Source organism: Pararhizobium sp. O133 (genome assembly GCF_051669845.1).
Classification (GTDB): domain Bacteria; phylum Pseudomonadota; class Alphaproteobacteria; order Rhizobiales; family Rhizobiaceae; genus Pararhizobium.
The window spans coordinates 612,107-628,862 of the sequence record NZ_CP196426.1 but is presented as its reverse complement, the minus strand read 5'-3'; the positions used below and the strand labels follow the sequence as shown (position 1 = coordinate 628,862).

General features: G+C 62.4%; 14 protein-coding genes. 6 read left to right on the top strand and 8 right to left on the bottom strand.

All coding sequences use genetic code 11. The features are described 5' to 3' along the window. Positions 1-253 precede the first annotated feature (253 nt). On the bottom strand, positions 254-1,147 hold the full coding sequence (locus ACST81_RS02955) for a LysR family transcriptional regulator (protein WP_438751318.1): 894 nt from the start codon (positions 1,145-1,147) through the stop codon (positions 254-256). A 114-nt stretch (positions 1,148-1,261) separates the two neighbouring features. Between ACST81_RS02955 and hglS the strand changes: the two genes are divergently transcribed. The 6 genes from hglS to ACST81_RS02925 all read left to right on the top strand — a co-directional run bounded on the left by hglS (position 1,262) and on the right by ACST81_RS02925 (position 9,500). Next, positions 1,262-2,662, top strand: a complete 1,401-nt coding sequence (hglS, locus tag ACST81_RS02950) for a 2-oxoadipate dioxygenase/decarboxylase HglS (protein ID WP_438751317.1) — start codon at positions 1,262-1,264, stop codon at positions 2,660-2,662. A 10-nt stretch (positions 2,663-2,672) separates the two neighbouring features. Then, on the top strand, positions 2,673-4,094 hold the full coding sequence (locus ACST81_RS02945; protein WP_438751316.1) for an FAD-binding oxidoreductase: 1,422 nt from the start codon (positions 2,673-2,675) through the stop codon (positions 4,092-4,094). Between the two features lie 33 nt (positions 4,095-4,127). Further along, positions 4,128-5,660, top strand: coding sequence for an L-piperidine-6-carboxylate dehydrogenase (amaB, locus tag ACST81_RS02940; RefSeq protein WP_438751315.1), 1,533 nt, complete (start codon positions 4,128-4,130; stop codon positions 5,658-5,660). Between the two features lie 18 nt (positions 5,661-5,678). Continuing rightward, on the top strand, positions 5,679-6,911 hold the full coding sequence (locus ACST81_RS02935; protein ID WP_438751314.1) for a pyridoxal phosphate-dependent aminotransferase: 1,233 nt from the start codon (positions 5,679-5,681) through the stop codon (positions 6,909-6,911). 179 nt (positions 6,912-7,090) lie between these two features. Further along, entirely contained in the window at positions 7,091-8,506 is a 1,416-nt protein-coding gene (locus ACST81_RS02930) for a cytochrome P450 (protein ID WP_438751312.1), read from the top strand. 4 nt (positions 8,507-8,510) lie between these two features. Further along, entirely contained in the window at positions 8,511-9,500 is a 990-nt protein-coding gene (locus ACST81_RS02925) for a lysophospholipid acyltransferase family protein (RefSeq protein ID WP_438751310.1), read from the top strand. Positions 9,501-9,513: 13 nt separating this feature from the next. On the opposite strand, the gene phnN is transcribed toward ACST81_RS02925, so the two are convergent. The 7 genes from phnN to phnC form a co-directional block, all read right to left on the bottom strand. Then, positions 9,514-10,110 carry a phosphonate metabolism protein/1,5-bisphosphokinase (PRPP-forming) PhnN gene (gene phnN, locus ACST81_RS02920; protein ID WP_438751308.1) on the bottom strand — a complete coding sequence of 199 codons (597 nt, stop codon included), beginning with the start codon at positions 10,108-10,110 and terminating at the stop codon, positions 9,514-9,516. Further along, complete coding sequence (locus ACST81_RS02915) at positions 10,110-11,249, bottom strand: alpha-D-ribose 1-methylphosphonate 5-triphosphate diphosphatase (protein WP_438751306.1); 1,140 nt, start codon at positions 11,247-11,249, stop codon at positions 10,110-10,112. Before ACST81_RS02915 ends, phnN begins: the two co-directional genes overlap by 1 nt. Further along, the gene (locus ACST81_RS02910; RefSeq protein WP_438751305.1) at positions 11,239-11,958 is read right to left on the bottom strand and encodes a DUF1045 domain-containing protein; all 720 of its coding nucleotides are present in this window, start codon (positions 11,956-11,958) and stop codon (positions 11,239-11,241) included. The genes ACST81_RS02915 and ACST81_RS02910 overlap by 11 nt, the downstream gene beginning before the upstream one ends. Positions 11,959-12,075: 117 nt before the next feature. Then, complete coding sequence (gene phnE / locus ACST81_RS02905) at positions 12,076-13,593, bottom strand: phosphonate ABC transporter, permease protein PhnE (protein ID WP_438751304.1); 1,518 nt, start codon at positions 13,591-13,593, stop codon at positions 12,076-12,078. Between the two features lie 10 nt (positions 13,594-13,603). Further along, positions 13,604-14,563 carry a phosphonate ABC transporter, permease protein PhnE gene (phnE, locus tag ACST81_RS02900; protein ID WP_438751303.1) on the bottom strand — a complete coding sequence of 320 codons (960 nt, stop codon included), beginning with the start codon at positions 14,561-14,563 and terminating at the stop codon, positions 13,604-13,606. 352 nt (positions 14,564-14,915) lie between these two features. After that, positions 14,916-15,821: a phosphonate ABC transporter substrate-binding protein gene (gene phnD / locus ACST81_RS02895; RefSeq protein ID WP_438751302.1), complete on the bottom strand. Its 906-nt coding sequence runs from the start codon at positions 15,819-15,821 to the stop codon at positions 14,916-14,918. 86 nt (positions 15,822-15,907) lie between these two features. Further along, entirely contained in the window at positions 15,908-16,744 is an 837-nt protein-coding gene (gene phnC / locus ACST81_RS02890; protein ID WP_438751301.1) for a phosphonate ABC transporter ATP-binding protein, read from the bottom strand. Positions 16,745-16,756: the final 12 nt, after the last annotated feature.

Below are 16,756 nucleotides of genomic sequence, written 5' to 3'. Positions count from 1 at the left end.
GGTGTCAGGGCTGCGTGATGCAGGAAATAGGCATTTTTTAGCCGTAGAGCCAACTGGTTGCAAGAAGCGGGGCCTGTTCTGTGGGCGAATTCGCGCCTGTCGCGCGAAAGAAAGATCGGGCGGAACCGATCCCTCCACGGCTGATGTCGGGAGAATGTCCAAAACTGCTTCTTTAATGCTGGTCATCCAGACCAGAACGCGCGGAGCAGTGAAAGGTTCCACTCCAGATAGTGGACCGGTTTTGGCGAACCGCTCAGCCGACCTGCTTGACGATCCAGGCCTGGAAGGCTTGGCTCACGGGGTTTTCCAGCTTGCCCTCCGGCACGACCAGATAATAGCTGTTTTCCGTCTGCATCGGCCGGTCGAAGACGACGCTCAGCCTGTCGCCCGACAGTTCCTGCTCAATCAGGTAGCGCGGCACCAGCGCGAAACCGAGGCCAGCGACCGCCGCCTCGATGACCATGGAAAACTGGTCGAAGCGATTGCCGCGATAGGCAGACTTCATCTCGCCGCCATTGCTCTCGAACCATTGCGCCCACATTTTCGGGCGGGTGGCGAGATGCAGGAGCGGCTTGTGTTCAAGCTCGCCCGGCTCGGTCATCGGATTGAGAGCCAAAAGCTCGGGGCTCGCCACCGGCACGATGATCTCGCTGCAGAGATAGCTGCAGGTCGCATGCGCCCAGACCGGTTGACCGTAATGGATCGCGAGATCGAAATTCTGCTCCTCGAAATCGAACGGCCGCGAGCGCGAGGCGATATTGATGACGGTGCCGGGATGCTGTTTCAGGAAATCCGGCAGGCGAGGCGTCAGCCAGCGGCTGCCGAAGGTCGGCAGCGAGGCGATCGACAGCGTTGATTCGGACCGTGCGGAGGCCATGGCCCGCACCATCAGCTCTTCCGATTGGGCAAGCAGGCGGCGCACTTCCGGCAGGAATTTCTGCCCGGCATCGGACAGGATGACGCGCTGGCGGACGCGCTCGAAAAGCAGCACGCCGATCTGACCTTCGAGATCCTTGATCTGCCGGGACACCGCGCTCTGGGTCAGATTCAGCTCGGCCGCCGCCTGGGTAAAGCTGCCGTGGCGCGCAGCACATTCGAACGCCTGCAGCGTGGTGACGTCCGGGATCAGTCTTCTGCTCAACTTCATTCCGGCCTCGCATGATCATAGTCACAACGGTCGCAATCAATCCCCATACTGACCCTATATGATACGAAATGAGAATGATCGACCTATCCATTCCATACTGCGAGGCGTGCCGTCGTGAAAGAGAATAGTTTCGTATCCACCGACGATATCCGGATCGCCTTTTCGGCGGCGATGTCGGCGATGTACCGCACCGAAGTGCCCGCCTACGGCACGCTGATGGAACTGGTCGGCAAGGTGAACGCCGAAACGTTGACTGCAAACCCCGAGCTTCAGGCCCGCCTGGAAGACACAGACACGCTGGAGCGTATCTCCGAAGAACGCCATGGCGCCATCCGGCTCGGAACACCCGCCGAACTGTCGATGATGCGCCGCGTTTTCGCCGTCATGGGCATGGTCCCGGTCGGCTATTACGATCTCTCGACCGCCGGCGTGCCGGTCCATTCGACGGCTTTCCGTCCGGTCGGCGACACCGCGCTGAAGAAGAACCCTTTCCGCGTTTTCACCTCGCTGCTGCGGCTCGACCTCATCGCCGACGAAACCCTGCGCACCGAGGCCGAACAAATCCTTTCCAATCGCCAGATCTTCACGCCCGGCGCCATCGCACTGATGGAGAAGGCCGAAAGCCAGGGCGGCCTCGACAAGGACGATGCCGAGCGTTTCGTCGCCGAGGCGCTGGAAACCTTTCGCTGGCACGACAAGGCCAATGTGAGCCCAGCCATGTATCACCGCCTGCACGACGCCCACCGGCTGATCGCCGACGTCGTCTCGTTCAAGGGTCCGCATATCAACCACCTGACGCCGCGCACGCTTGATATCGATGCCGTGCAGGAACAGATGCCGGAATACGCCATCGCCCCGAAGGCGACCATCGAAGGTCCGCCGACCCGAAAATGCGCGATCCTGTTGCGCCAGACCTCGTTCAAGGCGCTGGAAGAGCCGGTCTCCTTCCAGGCTGAAGACGGCAGCTGGAAAGAGGGCTCGCACACCGCCCGCTTCGGCGAGATCGAACAGCGCGGCATCGCGCTCACCCCCAAGGGCCGTGCGCTCTACGACGACCTCCTGAGCGCATCCCGCAAGATCGTTCGCCCTGCGGCAGACGGCTCGAATGCGTCCGAATACGAACAAGCGCTGTCCGACGCCTTCAAACCCTTCCCCGACACCTGGGCCGGCATCCGCGCGGAAGGTCTCGGCTATTTCGCCTACTCGCTGACGGTCAAGGGCCGCAAGGCGAGGGCGGCTGCGTCCGCAAGCCTCGACAGCCTGATCGCCGACGGCCTCGTCCAGTTCGACCCGATCGTCTACGAGGATTTCCTGCCCGTCAGCGCCGCCGGCATCTTCCAGTCCAACCTCGGCGACGATGCCGCCCAGGACTTCGTGGCAAGCCCGAACCAGCAGCGCTTCGAACTCGACCTCGGCGCCAGGGTGCTGAACGAATTCGATCACTATGCCGGGATCGAGCATGCTTCGATTGCCGATGTCAGGCAGATGCTTTCATCCGCCGAGGCTGCGGAGTAAAGCTGGGGCGATGATCGACCAAGGGCATATCGCAGCGTTGACCGCCATCCTCGGTGACAAGGGCCTTGTCACCGGAGACATGGATATGGCTGCCTACCAGACCGGCGCCCGCTATGACGAAGGCCGAGCCGCGATTGTGCTGCGTCCGCAGACGACGCTAGAGGTCTCGGCCGCCGTTGCCTATTGCGTGAAGAACGACATCGCACTGGTGCCGCAATCCGGCAATACCGGCCTCGTTTCCGGCTCGACGCCGGATGCGACGGAGACGCAGGCGGTGCTCAGCCTCGACCGGATGACGCAGCGATTCGACCTCGACCTCGACAACCGGTCGCTGACCGTCGATGCGGGTTTCCGGCTGTCGGATGTCAACCAGAAGCTGGAGAAGCACGGCCTGTTCTTCCCGATCGATCTCGGCGCCGATCCGCGCCTGGGCGGCATGCTGGCCACCAATACCGGCGGCTCGCGCTTCCTGAAATATGGCGACGTGCGCCGCAACACGCTGGGCATCAAGGTGGTCCTGGCCGATGACGAGGGCACGATCCTCGACCTGACCTCGGACCTGCGCAAGAACAACACCGGCATCGACTGGAAACAGGCCTTCATCGGCACATCCGGCGCCTTCGGCATCATCACCGAATGCGTTGTGAATCTCGAAGTCCTTCCGAAGCAGGTGGCGACCGCCTATCTGGTACCGTCGAGCGGTGCCCATGTCATGCCTCTGCTGCGCGCCATGGAAGAGCGGCTCGGTGCTTATCTATCTGCTTTCGAAGGCATTTCGCGCAATTCGATCGTCGCCGCGCTCGATCATGTTTCGTCGCTGAAAAATCCCTTTCAGGGCGGCAACGTGCCGGATTACGTGATCCTCGCCGAAATCTCCCGCACCTGGGCGCCACGCGAGGGAGAACAGTCGCTCGATGCCGTGCTGGAGCAGGTGCTCGCCGAAATCTGGGAAACCGAGGACGCGCCGCTCGCCGACGCCTTTGTCGGTCCGGCCCATGAAATGTGGGCCTTGCGGCATGCCTTGTCGGAGGGCGTCAAGCATTCGGGAAAACTGATCGCGTTTGATCTTTCCTTCCGCAGAGGTGATATCATGGCCTTCTGCGACCGGATGAAGACGGAGATGCCTGAAATCTTTCCGGACGTGACGATCTGCGATTTCGGCCATATCGGCGACGGCGGCGTGCATTTCAATCTGGTGGTGCCGAAGGACAGCGCCTCGGCATCGGACAAGGCTTTCGAACAGCGCCTGCGCGACTGGGTATTCGCCATCGCGGTCAGGGATTTCAACGGCAGTTTCAGTGCCGAACATGCCATCGGCCGCAAGAACCAGGCCTATTACGACCTTTATACGCAACAGAAGATCAAGGACATGGCCCAGGGCCTCAAGGCCATCACCTCGCCGGGAGCCCTCGGCACAGTGCGCTTCGGATAGTCCTTTCAGACAAGAAAACGGGAGTTTGCTCACATGAACATTGCAACGAAGACGGTGAATGTCGTTCAGGAAACCACGGCCCTTCTGGAAAAGCTCGGCGTTTCCAAGGACCTCTATACGGGCGGCGATATGGCCTCCTTCTCGCCGGTCACCGGCGAACAGATCGCCAGCTTGAAGACGGTTTCGGCCGCCGATGCCGCCGCCAAGATTGAAAAAGCCGATGCAGCGTTTCGCGCCTGGCGCCTCGTTCCGGCCCCGAAGCGCGGTGAGCTGGTCCGCCTGCTGGGTGAGGAACTGCGCGCCCACAAGGCCGATCTTGGCCGCCTCGTCTCGATCGAAGCCGGCAAGATCCCGTCGGAAGGTCTCGGCGAAGTGCAGGAAATGATCGACATCTGCGATTTCGCCGTCGGCCTCTCCCGCCAGCTTTACGGCCTGACGATCGCCACCGAGCGCCCCGGTCACCGAATGATGGAAACCTGGCATCCGCTGGGTGTCATCGGCGTCATCTCCGCCTTCAACTTCCCGGTTGCCGTCTGGTCCTGGAACACGGCACTGGCGCTCGTCTGCGGCAATGCCGTCGTCTGGAAGCCGTCGGAAAAAACGCCGCTCACCGCCCTTGCATCGCAGGCTATCCTTGAAAAGGCGCTCGCCCGCTTCGGCGATGCGCCAGAAGGCCTGACCGCCGTCCTGATCGGCGATCGCACCATCGGCGAAGTCATGGTCGATCATCCGAAGGTACCGCTGGTTTCGGCCACCGGCTCGACTCGCATGGGCCGTGACGTCGGTCCGCGCCTTGCCAAGCGTTTTGCCCGCGCCATCCTCGAACTGGGCGGCAACAATGGTGGCATCGTCTGCCCGTCCGCCGATCTCGACATGGCGCTCCGCGCCATCGCCTTCGGCGCCATGGGCACCGCCGGCCAGCGTTGCACGACGCTGCGCCGCCTGTTCGTCCATGACAGCGTCTACGACCAGTTGGTTCCGCGCCTGAAGAAGGCCTACCAGAGCGTTTCGGTCGGCAACCCGCTGGAATCCACCGCGCTGGTCGGCCCGCTGGTCGACAAGCCGGCTTTCGACGGCATGCAGAAGGCGCTCGCCGAAGCCAAGGCCCATGGCGGCACGATCACCGGCGGCGAGCGCGTCGATCTCGGCCACGCCAACAGCTACTATGTGAAGCCCGCGCTGGTCGAAATGCCGAAGCAGGATGGCCCGGTCACCGAAGAAACCTTCGCGCCGATCCTCTACGTCATGAAATACAGCGATTTCGACGCCGCTGTTGCCGATCACAATGCGGTTGGCGCCGGCCTGTCCTCGTCGATCTTCACGCTCGACCTGCAGGAAGCCGAGCGCTTCCTGTCGCCGGATGGTTCCGACTGCGGCATCGCCAATGTCAACATCGGCACCTCGGGCGCCGAGATCGGCGGCGCGTTCGGCGGCGAGAAGGAAACCGGCGGCGGCCGCGAATCCGGCTCGGATGCCTGGAAGGCCTATATGCGCCGTGCCACCAACACGATCAACTATTCGAAGGCCCTGCCGCTGGCACAGGGCGTATCCTTCGACATCGAATAAGATCGAAAGGCACCGGTCATGACCATCAACACCAAGGTCGAGGAGGCGGGCTTTTCGCCCGCCTCGCGGATTTCCACGATCGGCGTTTCGCAGATCCTGAAAATCGGCGCCCGGGCGCAAGCCATGAAGCGCGACGGCAAGCCGGTGATCATCCTCGGCGCCGGCGAGCCGGACTTCGATACGCCTGACCATGTCAAGCAGGCTGCCTGGGAGGCCTTGCAGAAGGGCCAGACCAAATATACCGCGCTCGACGGCACGCCGGAACTGAAGAAGGCGATCCAGAGCAAGTTCGCCCGTGAAAACGACGTTTCCTACGAACTGGACGAGATCACGGTCGCGACCGGCGCCAAGCAGATTCTCTTCAATGCGATGATGGCGACGCTCAACCGCGGCGACGAAGTGATCATCCCGACACCCTACTGGACATCCTATTCGGACATCGTCGAGATCGCCGAAGGCAAGCCGGTTCTCATCGCTTGCGACGCAGCGGCAGGTTTCCGACTGAGGGCCGAACAGTTGGAAGCGGCGATCACGCCGAGAACCCGCTGGGTGATGCTGAACTCGCCATCCAATCCCTCGGGCGCCGCCTATGGCGAAGCCGATTACCGCCCGCTGCTCGATGTCCTGCTTCGGCATCCGCATGTCTGGCTGCTGGTCGACGACATGTACGAGCACATCGTCTACGACGATTTCAAATTCGTCACCCCGGCTGCCCTTGAGCCGGCGCTGAAGAACCGAACGCTCACCGTCAATGGCGTGTCGAAAGCCTATGCCATGACCGGCTGGCGCATCGGCTATGCCGGCGGCCCGCGTGAACTGATCAAGGCCATGGCGGTGGTACAGAGCCAGGCGACCTCCTGCCCCTCCTCGATCAGCCAGGCCGCCTCGGTTGCCGCTCTCAACGGACCTCAGGATTTCTTGAAGGAACGCACGGCGAGCTTCCAACGCCGCCGTGATCTGGTGGTCTCCGCCCTCAATGCCATCGAGGGTCTGGATTGCCGCGTTCCGGAAGGTGCCTTCTACACCTTCTCCGGTTGCGCCGGCGTTCTGGGCAAGACGACACCCGGCGGCAAGCGCATCGAGACGGACAGCGATTTCTGTGCCTATCTGCTCGACGACGCCCATGTCGCCGTCGTGCCGGGTTCCGCCTTCGGGCTCTCGCCGTTCTTCCGCATTTCCTATGCGACCTCGGAGACCGAACTGCGCGAAGCGCTGGAACGGATCACCAAGGCCTGCGCGGATTTGCGCTGAGCGAACGTCCCCGACATATCGTCCGGAACCGTCAATTTTTCACAACCCTGCCGTTTCGACGGCGGGGCTTTTCATGTCGAAAGCGTTTTGCACCGAGCGATTTTGCTGCTATCCGGTAGCCCGACAAACGGCCTGCAGCGCACCGCGCCTCGCCTCTAGATGAACGAAGGCAGCCGGGCATGTTTTTCAGTCTGCGACAATCCACCCGGATCGTTGAAAAGCTCAGGAAGAAATCCTTCGAACCGGCACGTGCAGCCTATTACAAGGGAAAACCCGGCACCCTGCGGCTGATGCTGCAGGCTCGGCATGACTTCCTCTCCGTCTGGCGCAAGAACGATTATACCGACCGCGTCACCTCGATGAAACTGCTCGGCCGGCAGATCGTCGTCGTCAATTCGCCAGACGCGATCCGCTACGTCGTCGCAAAGCGCCACGAGAATTTCGAGCGCAAGACACCCCAGATGCGGCGCGCGCTCGAATTCCTGCTCGGCGACGGCCTGTTCATCTCCGATGGCGAGACCTGGAAGCAGCGCCGCCCGCTGGTCAACGACATCGTTCACAAAAACCGGCTGCCGATGTTCGGCAAGATCATGGAGAACACCGCGACCGAACTGGCCGAGCGCTGGAGCACTATTCCGGAAGGCACCACGGTCAATGCCCTTTACGAGATGGCAGGGCTGACCGCGGAGATCATTGCCCGCAGTGTTTTCGGCAACGATATCGGCGAAGATGGCGCGAACGCCGTAACCGAAGGTTTCGAGAGCTACCAGTCGCTGATCGATTCGATCAATATCGGCTATTTCCTCGGCTTCGACGAAGGCCTGCCGGTGCTGCGCACGCCCAAACTGCGCCGCTCGGTGTCGCGCATTCACGGCATTATCGACAAAGTGGTCGAGGATCATCTCGCCGGACGAGGTGATGACAATTCGATGGTCGAACTGCTGGTTCGCCGGCAGCAGCGCAACCCGGAACTGAAACTCGATGTCGTAGCACTGCGCAACGAGGCGGCCACCATCTTCATGGCGGGCCACGAGACAACGGCGGCAACCCTGACCTGGGCGTGGTATCTTCTGTCAAAGGCACAATGGGTCGAACAGGCGATCCATAAGGAGATCGACCGCGTTTGCGGCAAGCGCGTGCCGACGCTCGACGATATCCCGAATCTCGAATGGTGCCGCGCCGTCATCGAGGAGACGCTGCGGCTCTATCCACCGGTGCCGATTCTGGCACGCCAGGCAAAAGAGGCCGACCGGATCGGCGATATCGACGTGAAGCCCGCCTCGCTGATCCTGATCGTGCCTTGGCTGCTGCATCGGACGGAAGCCTTCTTCAAGGATGCGCATCTGTTCAAGCCGGAGCGTTTCATGAAGGGCGGCAAGGCCATCCCCTACAGCTATATTCCGTTTGCCAGCGGCCCCCGCGTCTGCCCCGGCCTGCAGTTTGGCCTGAATGAAGCGATCCTCTGCCTCGCCATCCTTGCCCAGAAATTCCGTGTTCGCGTGGCGGAAGGCGCCCATGTCGAGCCGCAATGCCGCCTGACCTTGCGCCCGCGCGGAGGGCTGCCGGTGACGCTGCACCGGCGCGACAAGGAATGAGCCGATGAAGGAGCGCGAGAAGCAGACGGCGGTGACCAAGCGGCAGGCCTGGATCTATACCGCTCCATCCGCGCCGCCGCTCGCCGATCTGTTTGCCGGCGGCGACAGGCGGCGGAAGGCGTTCCGCTATCATGTCAGCGGCAACCTCAAGAACCTGTTCGACCTGACGGTACATTTCGGCCTGAAGGCGATGCCTTCGGACTGGTGCTCGGCAGCCGGTGCCTGGCTTGGCGCCTTCGCCATTCCGCGCTGGTATCCCAAGGGCGTGAACAAGGCTCGCAACAACCTCAAGCGCCTTCTGCCTGATGCCTCGGAGGCGGAGCGCGAGGACATTCTCAAGCGCAGCTGGCGGAACCAGGGCCGCATCATGACGGAATTCTCCATCGTCCGGCGGTTGGCCGCAACGCCCGACCGCGTGATCTGGCATGACATGGAAAACTTCGTCGAGGCGCACAAGCGCGGCCCGGTCATTGTCGCCTGCCTGCATCTGGGCAATTGGGAATTGCTGGCCCCCAAGCTCGTATGGCTCGGCCTTTCTCCTTCCGCCAACTACACGCCGCCGGCCGGCCGGGCGCAGGCCTGGATAGCCAGGCGCGTGCGCCTGAAGGTCGGTTATGGTCTGCTGCCGCCCGGCAAGGACGGCATCCGGCCGGCCATCAACATCCTGAAGGACGGCGGCGTCATCTCGGTATTCTGCGACGAGGGGTTCGCCGGCAGGATCCGTGGTCCCTTCCTCGGCCGCAAGCCGCATTTGGAAGGCAATCTCGCCGTCGTGGCGCGGTTGGCGCGGCTGACTGGCGCCACGATCTGCCCCTGTTACGTGCTGCGCAAGGAAGGGGCAAGATTCGAGGCTTTCGCCCTCAAGCCTGTAACCCTGCCTGAGCGGGAGCCGGCGGCCGGCATCGTCGACGATGTCGTCCTGCTCAATTCCATCATCGAGCCGATTGTCCGCGCCAATCTCGACCAATGGTACTTTCTTGACAACGCGCTGTAACGCGCGACGTCTTTCAGCCCTGAACGGCTTCGGGCAAGACGCCTTGCAATCCGGCGACCAATGCGGCGAACCGCAGGCCCGCAATATCAAGCGGCCCGCTATTGTCGATAGTGGTCACATCCGGCTCCTCAAAAATATCCGGTACCTGACGCTGCAGGCGGTTGAGAATATCCTGTTCGCTTTCGCGGCCACGCGCGACAAGGCGGCTCGCCAGCACCTGCGGCGAGGCAATGATATTCACCACCGCGACGCGCGGAAAGACCTGCCGGAACTGGCCGAGCGCCGCGCGACTGCCATTGGCGATCAGGATGCGCCCGGCGCGGACGCGGTCCAGCGCCTGTCGCGGGATACCGTACTTCAATCCATGCGCCTGCCAGGCGACGGCGAAATCCTCGGCGGCAAGACGCGTGTCGAAATCCTCGCCCGAAACGCTCTCGTGATCCTCGCCGCCTGCATCCGAGGGACGGGTAATGATCCGGCGAACGAAGTCGATATCGTCGTGCCCCTCGAAATGCCGTGCGACGAAACCGATGACGCTGTCCTTGCCGGCGCCGCTCGGGCCGACGACGACGACGATCGCGCCCGGCTGGTCCGGCGTGCGCGCGTGCATCAGGCGACCCGCCGGCCTTCGCGCCAGACGGAGCGGACGATGGGGATGCCGTCCTCGCGCTGGACGCGGACGATATCGGCGCGCAGGCCGACGGCGATCCGGCCGCGATCGTTAAGCCCGACCGTGCGGGCCGGCGTCATCGTGACCATGGCCAGCGCCTGCGGCAGGCTGATGCTTTCCACTTCGTCAGCAAGCAGAAACGGCGCGTGGATCAGGCTGAACGGCACGTAGTCGGAGGACAGGACGTCGAGCACGCCGCGCTTGGCGAGATCGCGCGCGGCGATATTGCCGGAATGCGACTTGCCGCGAACGATGTTCGGCGCGCCCATGAGAACGCTGAGGCCCGCCGCGTGCGAGGCCTCGGCCGCCTCGAAACTGGTCGGGAACTCCGCAAGGCGGATACCGAAGCCGACGGATTCCTCGACATGGGCAAGCGTCGCGTCGTCATGGCTGGCAATGGTGATGCCGCGCGCGGCGCAGGCTTTGGCGATCTCGATGCGATGCGGGCCGGCATACTTCGCCGACAGCGCCTGCTGGCGCTCACAGAAGGCGGCAAAGGCCTCGTCGGACAGTCCGCGCTTGGTCTTGTAGTAAAGCGTGTACTGTTCCATCGTCTGGAACTGGCGCTGGCCCGGCGCATGGTCCATCAGCGAGACCAGCCCGACCAGCGGATCATCCTCGAATTCGACGAAATGGGCGAGAACGTTGTCGGTGGAAACCTCGCAGCGCAGGTGAATGCGGTGATCGGCCCTGAGGCGGTTTTCCTTGCCCGCCAGCGCGAGCGCATCCGCCATCTCACGCATCTCGCCCTGCTCGAAGCCGCCGTCCTCGTCCGAACCCATGCGCAGGCAATCGAAGACCGTGGTGATGCCGGAGGTGACGACCTGCGCGTCATGCGCCTGGATCGCCGCCATTTTCAGCCAGCGCACGCCGGGGCGCGGCGAGTAATGGGCTTCGAGGTGGTCGGTGTGCAGTTCGACCAGGCCCGGGATCAGAAAATCGCCTTCGAAATCTTCGCCGACGACGGTGGCGCCTTCCGAAATATCGGCAATCTTGCCGTCACGAATCTGCACCGAACCGTGCAGGACCCGGTCCTCGAGCACGATACGGGCATTGGAAAGAACGGTTTCAGCGGTCATGTCGGGCCATCTTTCGTTTGGACGTGCCGCCGAGCGGCAAAAGCGAGTGAACAGTGAAGGGAGCACCGCGCGCGGGCTCGACGAACAGGGCAAGCGAGGTCACATCCATCGGCTGGCCGATGAAGGGCGCGAATTCCTGCGCGAGCAAGGTCTTCATTGAGAACTGACGCTCGGCGGAAACCTGGCCGGTCAGCGTCATGTGGAAGCGGAAGCTCTCGAAAACGTAGGGGTAGCCCCAGTCGAACAGGTTGCCGCGCATCTGCGTGCTCAGCGTCTCCGGCTTGCGCCGGGCAATATCGGCCTCGGACAAAGGCGCGCGAAAACGCGCGAAATGCCGCACCGTGGCGTCGGCAAAGCCCTGCAGGTCGGGACAGTGCACCGCCGGCACCAGCGCGAAGAACGGGCCAAGCTGGCCCAGCACCACCTCCGGAATGCGGAAGGGAATGCAGGTCTCGGCGAAGGTCGCGAACGCATCGAGCAATTCCGATTCGCTGGTGCCGGGGGCAAGCTCGAACGGTGCCTTCAGTGTTCCGTGAAAACCGTAGCGGCGCGGATCGGCGGTGAGTGCGGTCAGCTCATCCGCGCTGAAATCACCCTGCGGCTCAAGGGGTCGAGTCTCGCCCGTGAACGGGTTTGCGCCCAGCCAGCGCTCGGCTGCGGCCGTCAGCGGAGCGTCCTCGTCGGGCGAAATATAGAATGCGTAGCGCACTGGTCATTCCCTGCAGAGATGTCACGGGAGCGGTGATCGGACGGTGCCGATGTGACGCCGTCGCTACCCCCTTTTCATGACATTATCGTGATGGAAAGCGGAGATCCGCCACCCTTTTCAATGTGTTTTCTGGCCCATCAGACGCGAACGCAGGGCGTTGGAAACACTGTCGAAGATGAACACGACGATGAGAATCAGGATAACCATATAGGCGACGTTTTCCCAGTCGGAATTCGTCCGCATCGCTTCCCAGAGTTTCAGGCCGATACCGCCGGCGCCGACAGCGCCGATGATGGTCGCCGAGCGGGTGTTGGATTCCCAGAAATAGAGCGCCTGGCTGGCAAAGACCGGCAGGACCTGCGGCAGCACGCCGAAACGCTGCACGGCAAGCGGCGCGGCGCCGACCGATTTGACGCCTTCGCGCTGCTTGTCGTCGATATTCTCCAAGGCCTCGGCATAGAGCTTTCCGAGCGTGCCGGTATCGGTGAAGAAGATCGCCGACATGCCGGCGAGCGGCCCGGGGCCGAAGGCACGGGTGAAGAACAGCGCCCAGATCAGCATGTCGACCGAGCGCAGGAAATCGAATAGCCGCTTCGTCACCTGGTTGAGAACGCCGTTGCGGGTGATGTTGCGGGCGGCAAGGAAACACAAAGGGAAGGCGATGACGGTCGCAAACAACGTGCCGACGAAAGCCATGACGATGGTCTGGAGCAGCTTGGTCCAGACGTCGAGATGCTGCCACTCAGAATTGTAGAGAATGTTGTCCCAGGCAAGCGCGAGGTTCGAGTGGGCCGGATCGATGCGATCGCCGCTGGCGATCAGGCTCATGACCTCACCGAACGGCTTGCCGAAGAAAGGCGAGTTGGTGTCGAAGATGAAATTCGCCCAGCCGGGAAAGCGATTGTGGATGCTGATCTTTTCGACATCGACCTCGGCCCAGCCGGTGATGCCGAAGGCAAGCTGGATTTTCTCGCCGGGCCGCTTCTGCGTCGCCCAGGCGGGCAGCGCGCCTTCCGGCTCGACGCCCTTTTCCGGATCGAGCCGCATCAACAGGGTCTGCCCGTCATAAACGGCGGTGACATTTCCATCGGCGACGTCGATGCTGGCGGTGTTGCCGAAACGGACAATCGCGCGGCTGACGACTTCTTCCATGCGGATCTCGGTCGCGGCGGCTGCCTCGGTGCCAGAACCTGCGGTCGCGGCATTCGGCGCCATGAAGTTGAAAGCGGATTTCTTCGCCGGCGCTTGCTGCTGTTGCTGCGTGGCGGCCGGCGCTTCGGCGACGCGCTCCATCATCTTCGTCTCGATCGTCACCCATTCCGGCTTGGCATTGGATCCGAGCGGCGAGAAGCGCGGATAGACGACCTGCATCGCGCCATCCCCGGCGATCCTGATATCGGGGCGCACCTCATAGGACACCCAGTCGGCAAGATAGGTGCCGGCAATGCCCCAGTTGGCATTGGTCAGCACCTGCCCGATCGAGAAGAACCACCAGCTGTAGATCATGTAAAGCGCGATGCCGGCGAAGATCAGCAGGGAGCGGATACGCTTGGCTTTCGAGCCGGTCAAAAGGTGCGGATGGCGGTGGGCGATCGCATCCATCTCCGCGGCGCTCATCAGGGTGCTTGTGGTCATGATCGGCCCCTTATTGAGCGAGCTGGAAGGCCTGGTCGCCGACGAGGCGACGGCGCAGCCATGCGGAAAACTGGTCGACGGCGATGATCGTCGAAAACAGGAGGAGAATGATGGCGAGTGTCTTGGCCTCATGACCCTGGCTGATCGACAGACGCAACGGTTCGCCGATGCCGCCGCCGCCGACGGCGCCGATGATGGTCGACGCGCGCACGTTGATTTCCAGGCGCAGCAGAAAATAGCTCATGAAATTCGGCAGGACCTGCGGCACGATGCCGAACCAGACGCGCTCGATCCAGTTGCCGCCTGCGGCCTTCAGGCCCTCGTCCGGCTTCATGTCGGCATTCTCGACGACCTCGAAGAACAGTTTTCCCAGCGCGCCGACCGTGTGGATCGATACGGCGATCATGGCCGGGATCGGCCCGAGCGACAGGATGGCGAGGAAGAAGCCGGCAATGACCACTTCCGGAAAGGCGCGCAGGATTTCCATGAAGCGCCGGGCAAGGCCGCGCACCCAGGGGTTGGGCATCATGTTGCGCGCCGCGAAGAAGCAGAGGATGAAGCCGAAGAACATGCCGAAGATGGTGGAAAAGATCGCGATATTCAGCGTTTCCAGCATCTTGTGGATATATTCGGGCACGTAGATCGTGTCCGTCAGATAGACCCGGCCCTCGGGATAATTGTATTTCAGGCTGCCATCGTCATAAGGCGACGGCAGGTCGAACAGGGCGCGGCCGATTTCAGCGCCGTCGCGCGGTACAAGATCGCCGACGAAATCGAAGAAATAGGGAAGCCGGTCGAAGAATTTGCCGGCATTCGTCTCGTTGGCGAACCAGAGCGAACCGGACAACGTTACGGCAAGAAGCGCAAGGCCAAGAAACGTATAGGTGCGGCGGCGGAGATTGAGCTCGCGCCAGTGGCGTTCGACCACCGCTCCATTGTCACTCAGGGTCGGGGAAAGCGCTGACGCCATGACATCTCCGGAAAATAAGGGACTACACCGGCCGCTGCAAGGCAATCGCGCATGGCGCGCGCCTCATCCGGCCTTCGGCCACCGTCTCCCCGTGAACGACGGGGCAATCGCATATGGAAAAAGACCCCCTCTGGCCTGTCGGCCATCTCCCCCACAAGGGGGGAGAGACCCAGCCGCCGCCCTCTCGCTTCAGACGACGGGCCGGGGCCGCGGGTTAAGCCCCTCCCCCTTGTGGGGAGGGGTTGGGGAGGGGACTTTTTCATATGCGACACCCCTTCCCGCCTGCGGGGAGAGGGCTAGGGTGAGGGGCCGGTCCACCAACGCGGCTACCCGGCCGGGGCTTCAACCGATATCAGCCGCCGATCGTTGCCTTGCGGGCGTCGATGATCGGCTTGTAGAAGTCGGCGTTGACTTCGACGAAGCCCTTGTAGTCGCCGCCTTCAACAGCTGCGAAGCAGGCTGCGTCGGTCTTCGGCAGGTCGAGCATGAACTGCTTGAACTTGGCCTTGACGTCGGCGCTGAGCGAGGAACGAACAACGGTCGGGCCGTTCGGGATCAGCGGCGAGCGCCACAGTTCGACCAGGTCGTTCATGTCGAGGATGCCCTTGTCGACCATCTTGCGCAGATTGCCGGAAGTGTAGCCTTCCTTGAACTCGCCAATGCCCGAACCGAACGTCGTGCCGGCATCGAACGTGCCCTTCAGGACTTCGAGAACGAGGTTTTCATGGCCGCCACCGAAACCGGTTTCAGCGAAATACTCCTTGACCGGCATGCCGATCGTTTCCGGCAGGGTCACGCTCGGGATCAGGTAGCCCGAGGTCGAATCCGGGTCGGCGAAGCCGATCTTTTTGCCCTTGAGGTCTTCGATCTTGGTAAAGCCCTTGTCCTTGCGGGCAACCATGATCGAATAATAACCGGTCGAACCGTCGGTCTGCTCGGTCGTCAGGATCGGCTCGACGGCGTCAGCCTTGGCGAGGTAGATCTTGGCATAACCGGAAGCGCCGAGTTCTGCGAAATCGAGCGTGCCGCCCAGCAGGCCCTGGATGACGCCGTCATAGTCGGCGGCCGGGAAAAAGGAGACCTTCTCGACATTCAGGGCGGTCTTCAGGTGATCGCCGAGGCACTGGAAGTTACGCAGGCGGTCGGCTTCGTTCTCGCCGCCGATGATGCCGACGCGGAATTCCTTGAGGTCTTCGGCCTGAACCTGGCCCATCAGGCCGACGAGCGCAACGGCGCTCAAGAGTGTTGTCTTCAACATGGTCTTCTCCTGTTATCCGGATTTAGCCGGCTCACATTCGGTTAAAAAATCTGCCCTTGACGCGGGCACTCGATCCAGGACGCCTTTTACAGGCCGGCCAGCGCCAGCGGCTTGAGGCCAGCGGATTTCGTATTGTCCTGCGCGGCAGGAATATGGATGCTGGTCGAGGTCATCGATTCGTCGAGATCGGCGCCCGAACCATAGATTTCGGCGACGGCCGCCGCCGTCAGGTCCTGCGGCTGGCCGTCGAACACGACGCGTCCATGCGCCATGCCGATGATGCGCTCGCAATAATTGCGCGCCGTATCCAGCGTGTGCAGGTTGGTGACAACGGTGATGCCGTCGCGCTCGTTGATGTCGCGCAGCGCATCCATGACGATCTTGGCGTTCAGCGGATCGAGCGAGGCGATCGGTTCGTCGGCAAGCAGCATCTTCGGCTGCTGCATCAGCGCACGCGCAATCGCAACGCGCTGCTGCTGGCCGCCCGACAGCGTGCCGGCGGGCTGCAGCGCCGTCTGTTCGATGCCGAGCCGCTCCAGCGCGCCGATCGCCATGATCCGCTCTTCGCGGGTAAACATGTTGAGAATGCTGAGCACGGTGGAGCGATGATTGAGACGTCCGAGCAGGACATTGGTCAGCACATCGAGGCGCGGCACGAGGTTGAACTGCTGGAAGATCATGGCGCAATCGCGCTGCCAGCTGCGAAGAGCGGAACCGCGCAGTGACGAGACTTCGAGATCGCCGAAATGAATGGAGCCCGACGAGACGTCGTTCAGGCGGTTGATCATCCGCAGCAGCGTCGACTTGCCGGCGCCCGACCGGCCGATAATGCCGACCATCTGTCCCTGCGGGATATCGAAGGTCACTGAATCGACGGCGATCTTTTTGCCGAATTGACGCGTTACATTCTTCAGCTGAAACATGGCAGTCGTCCT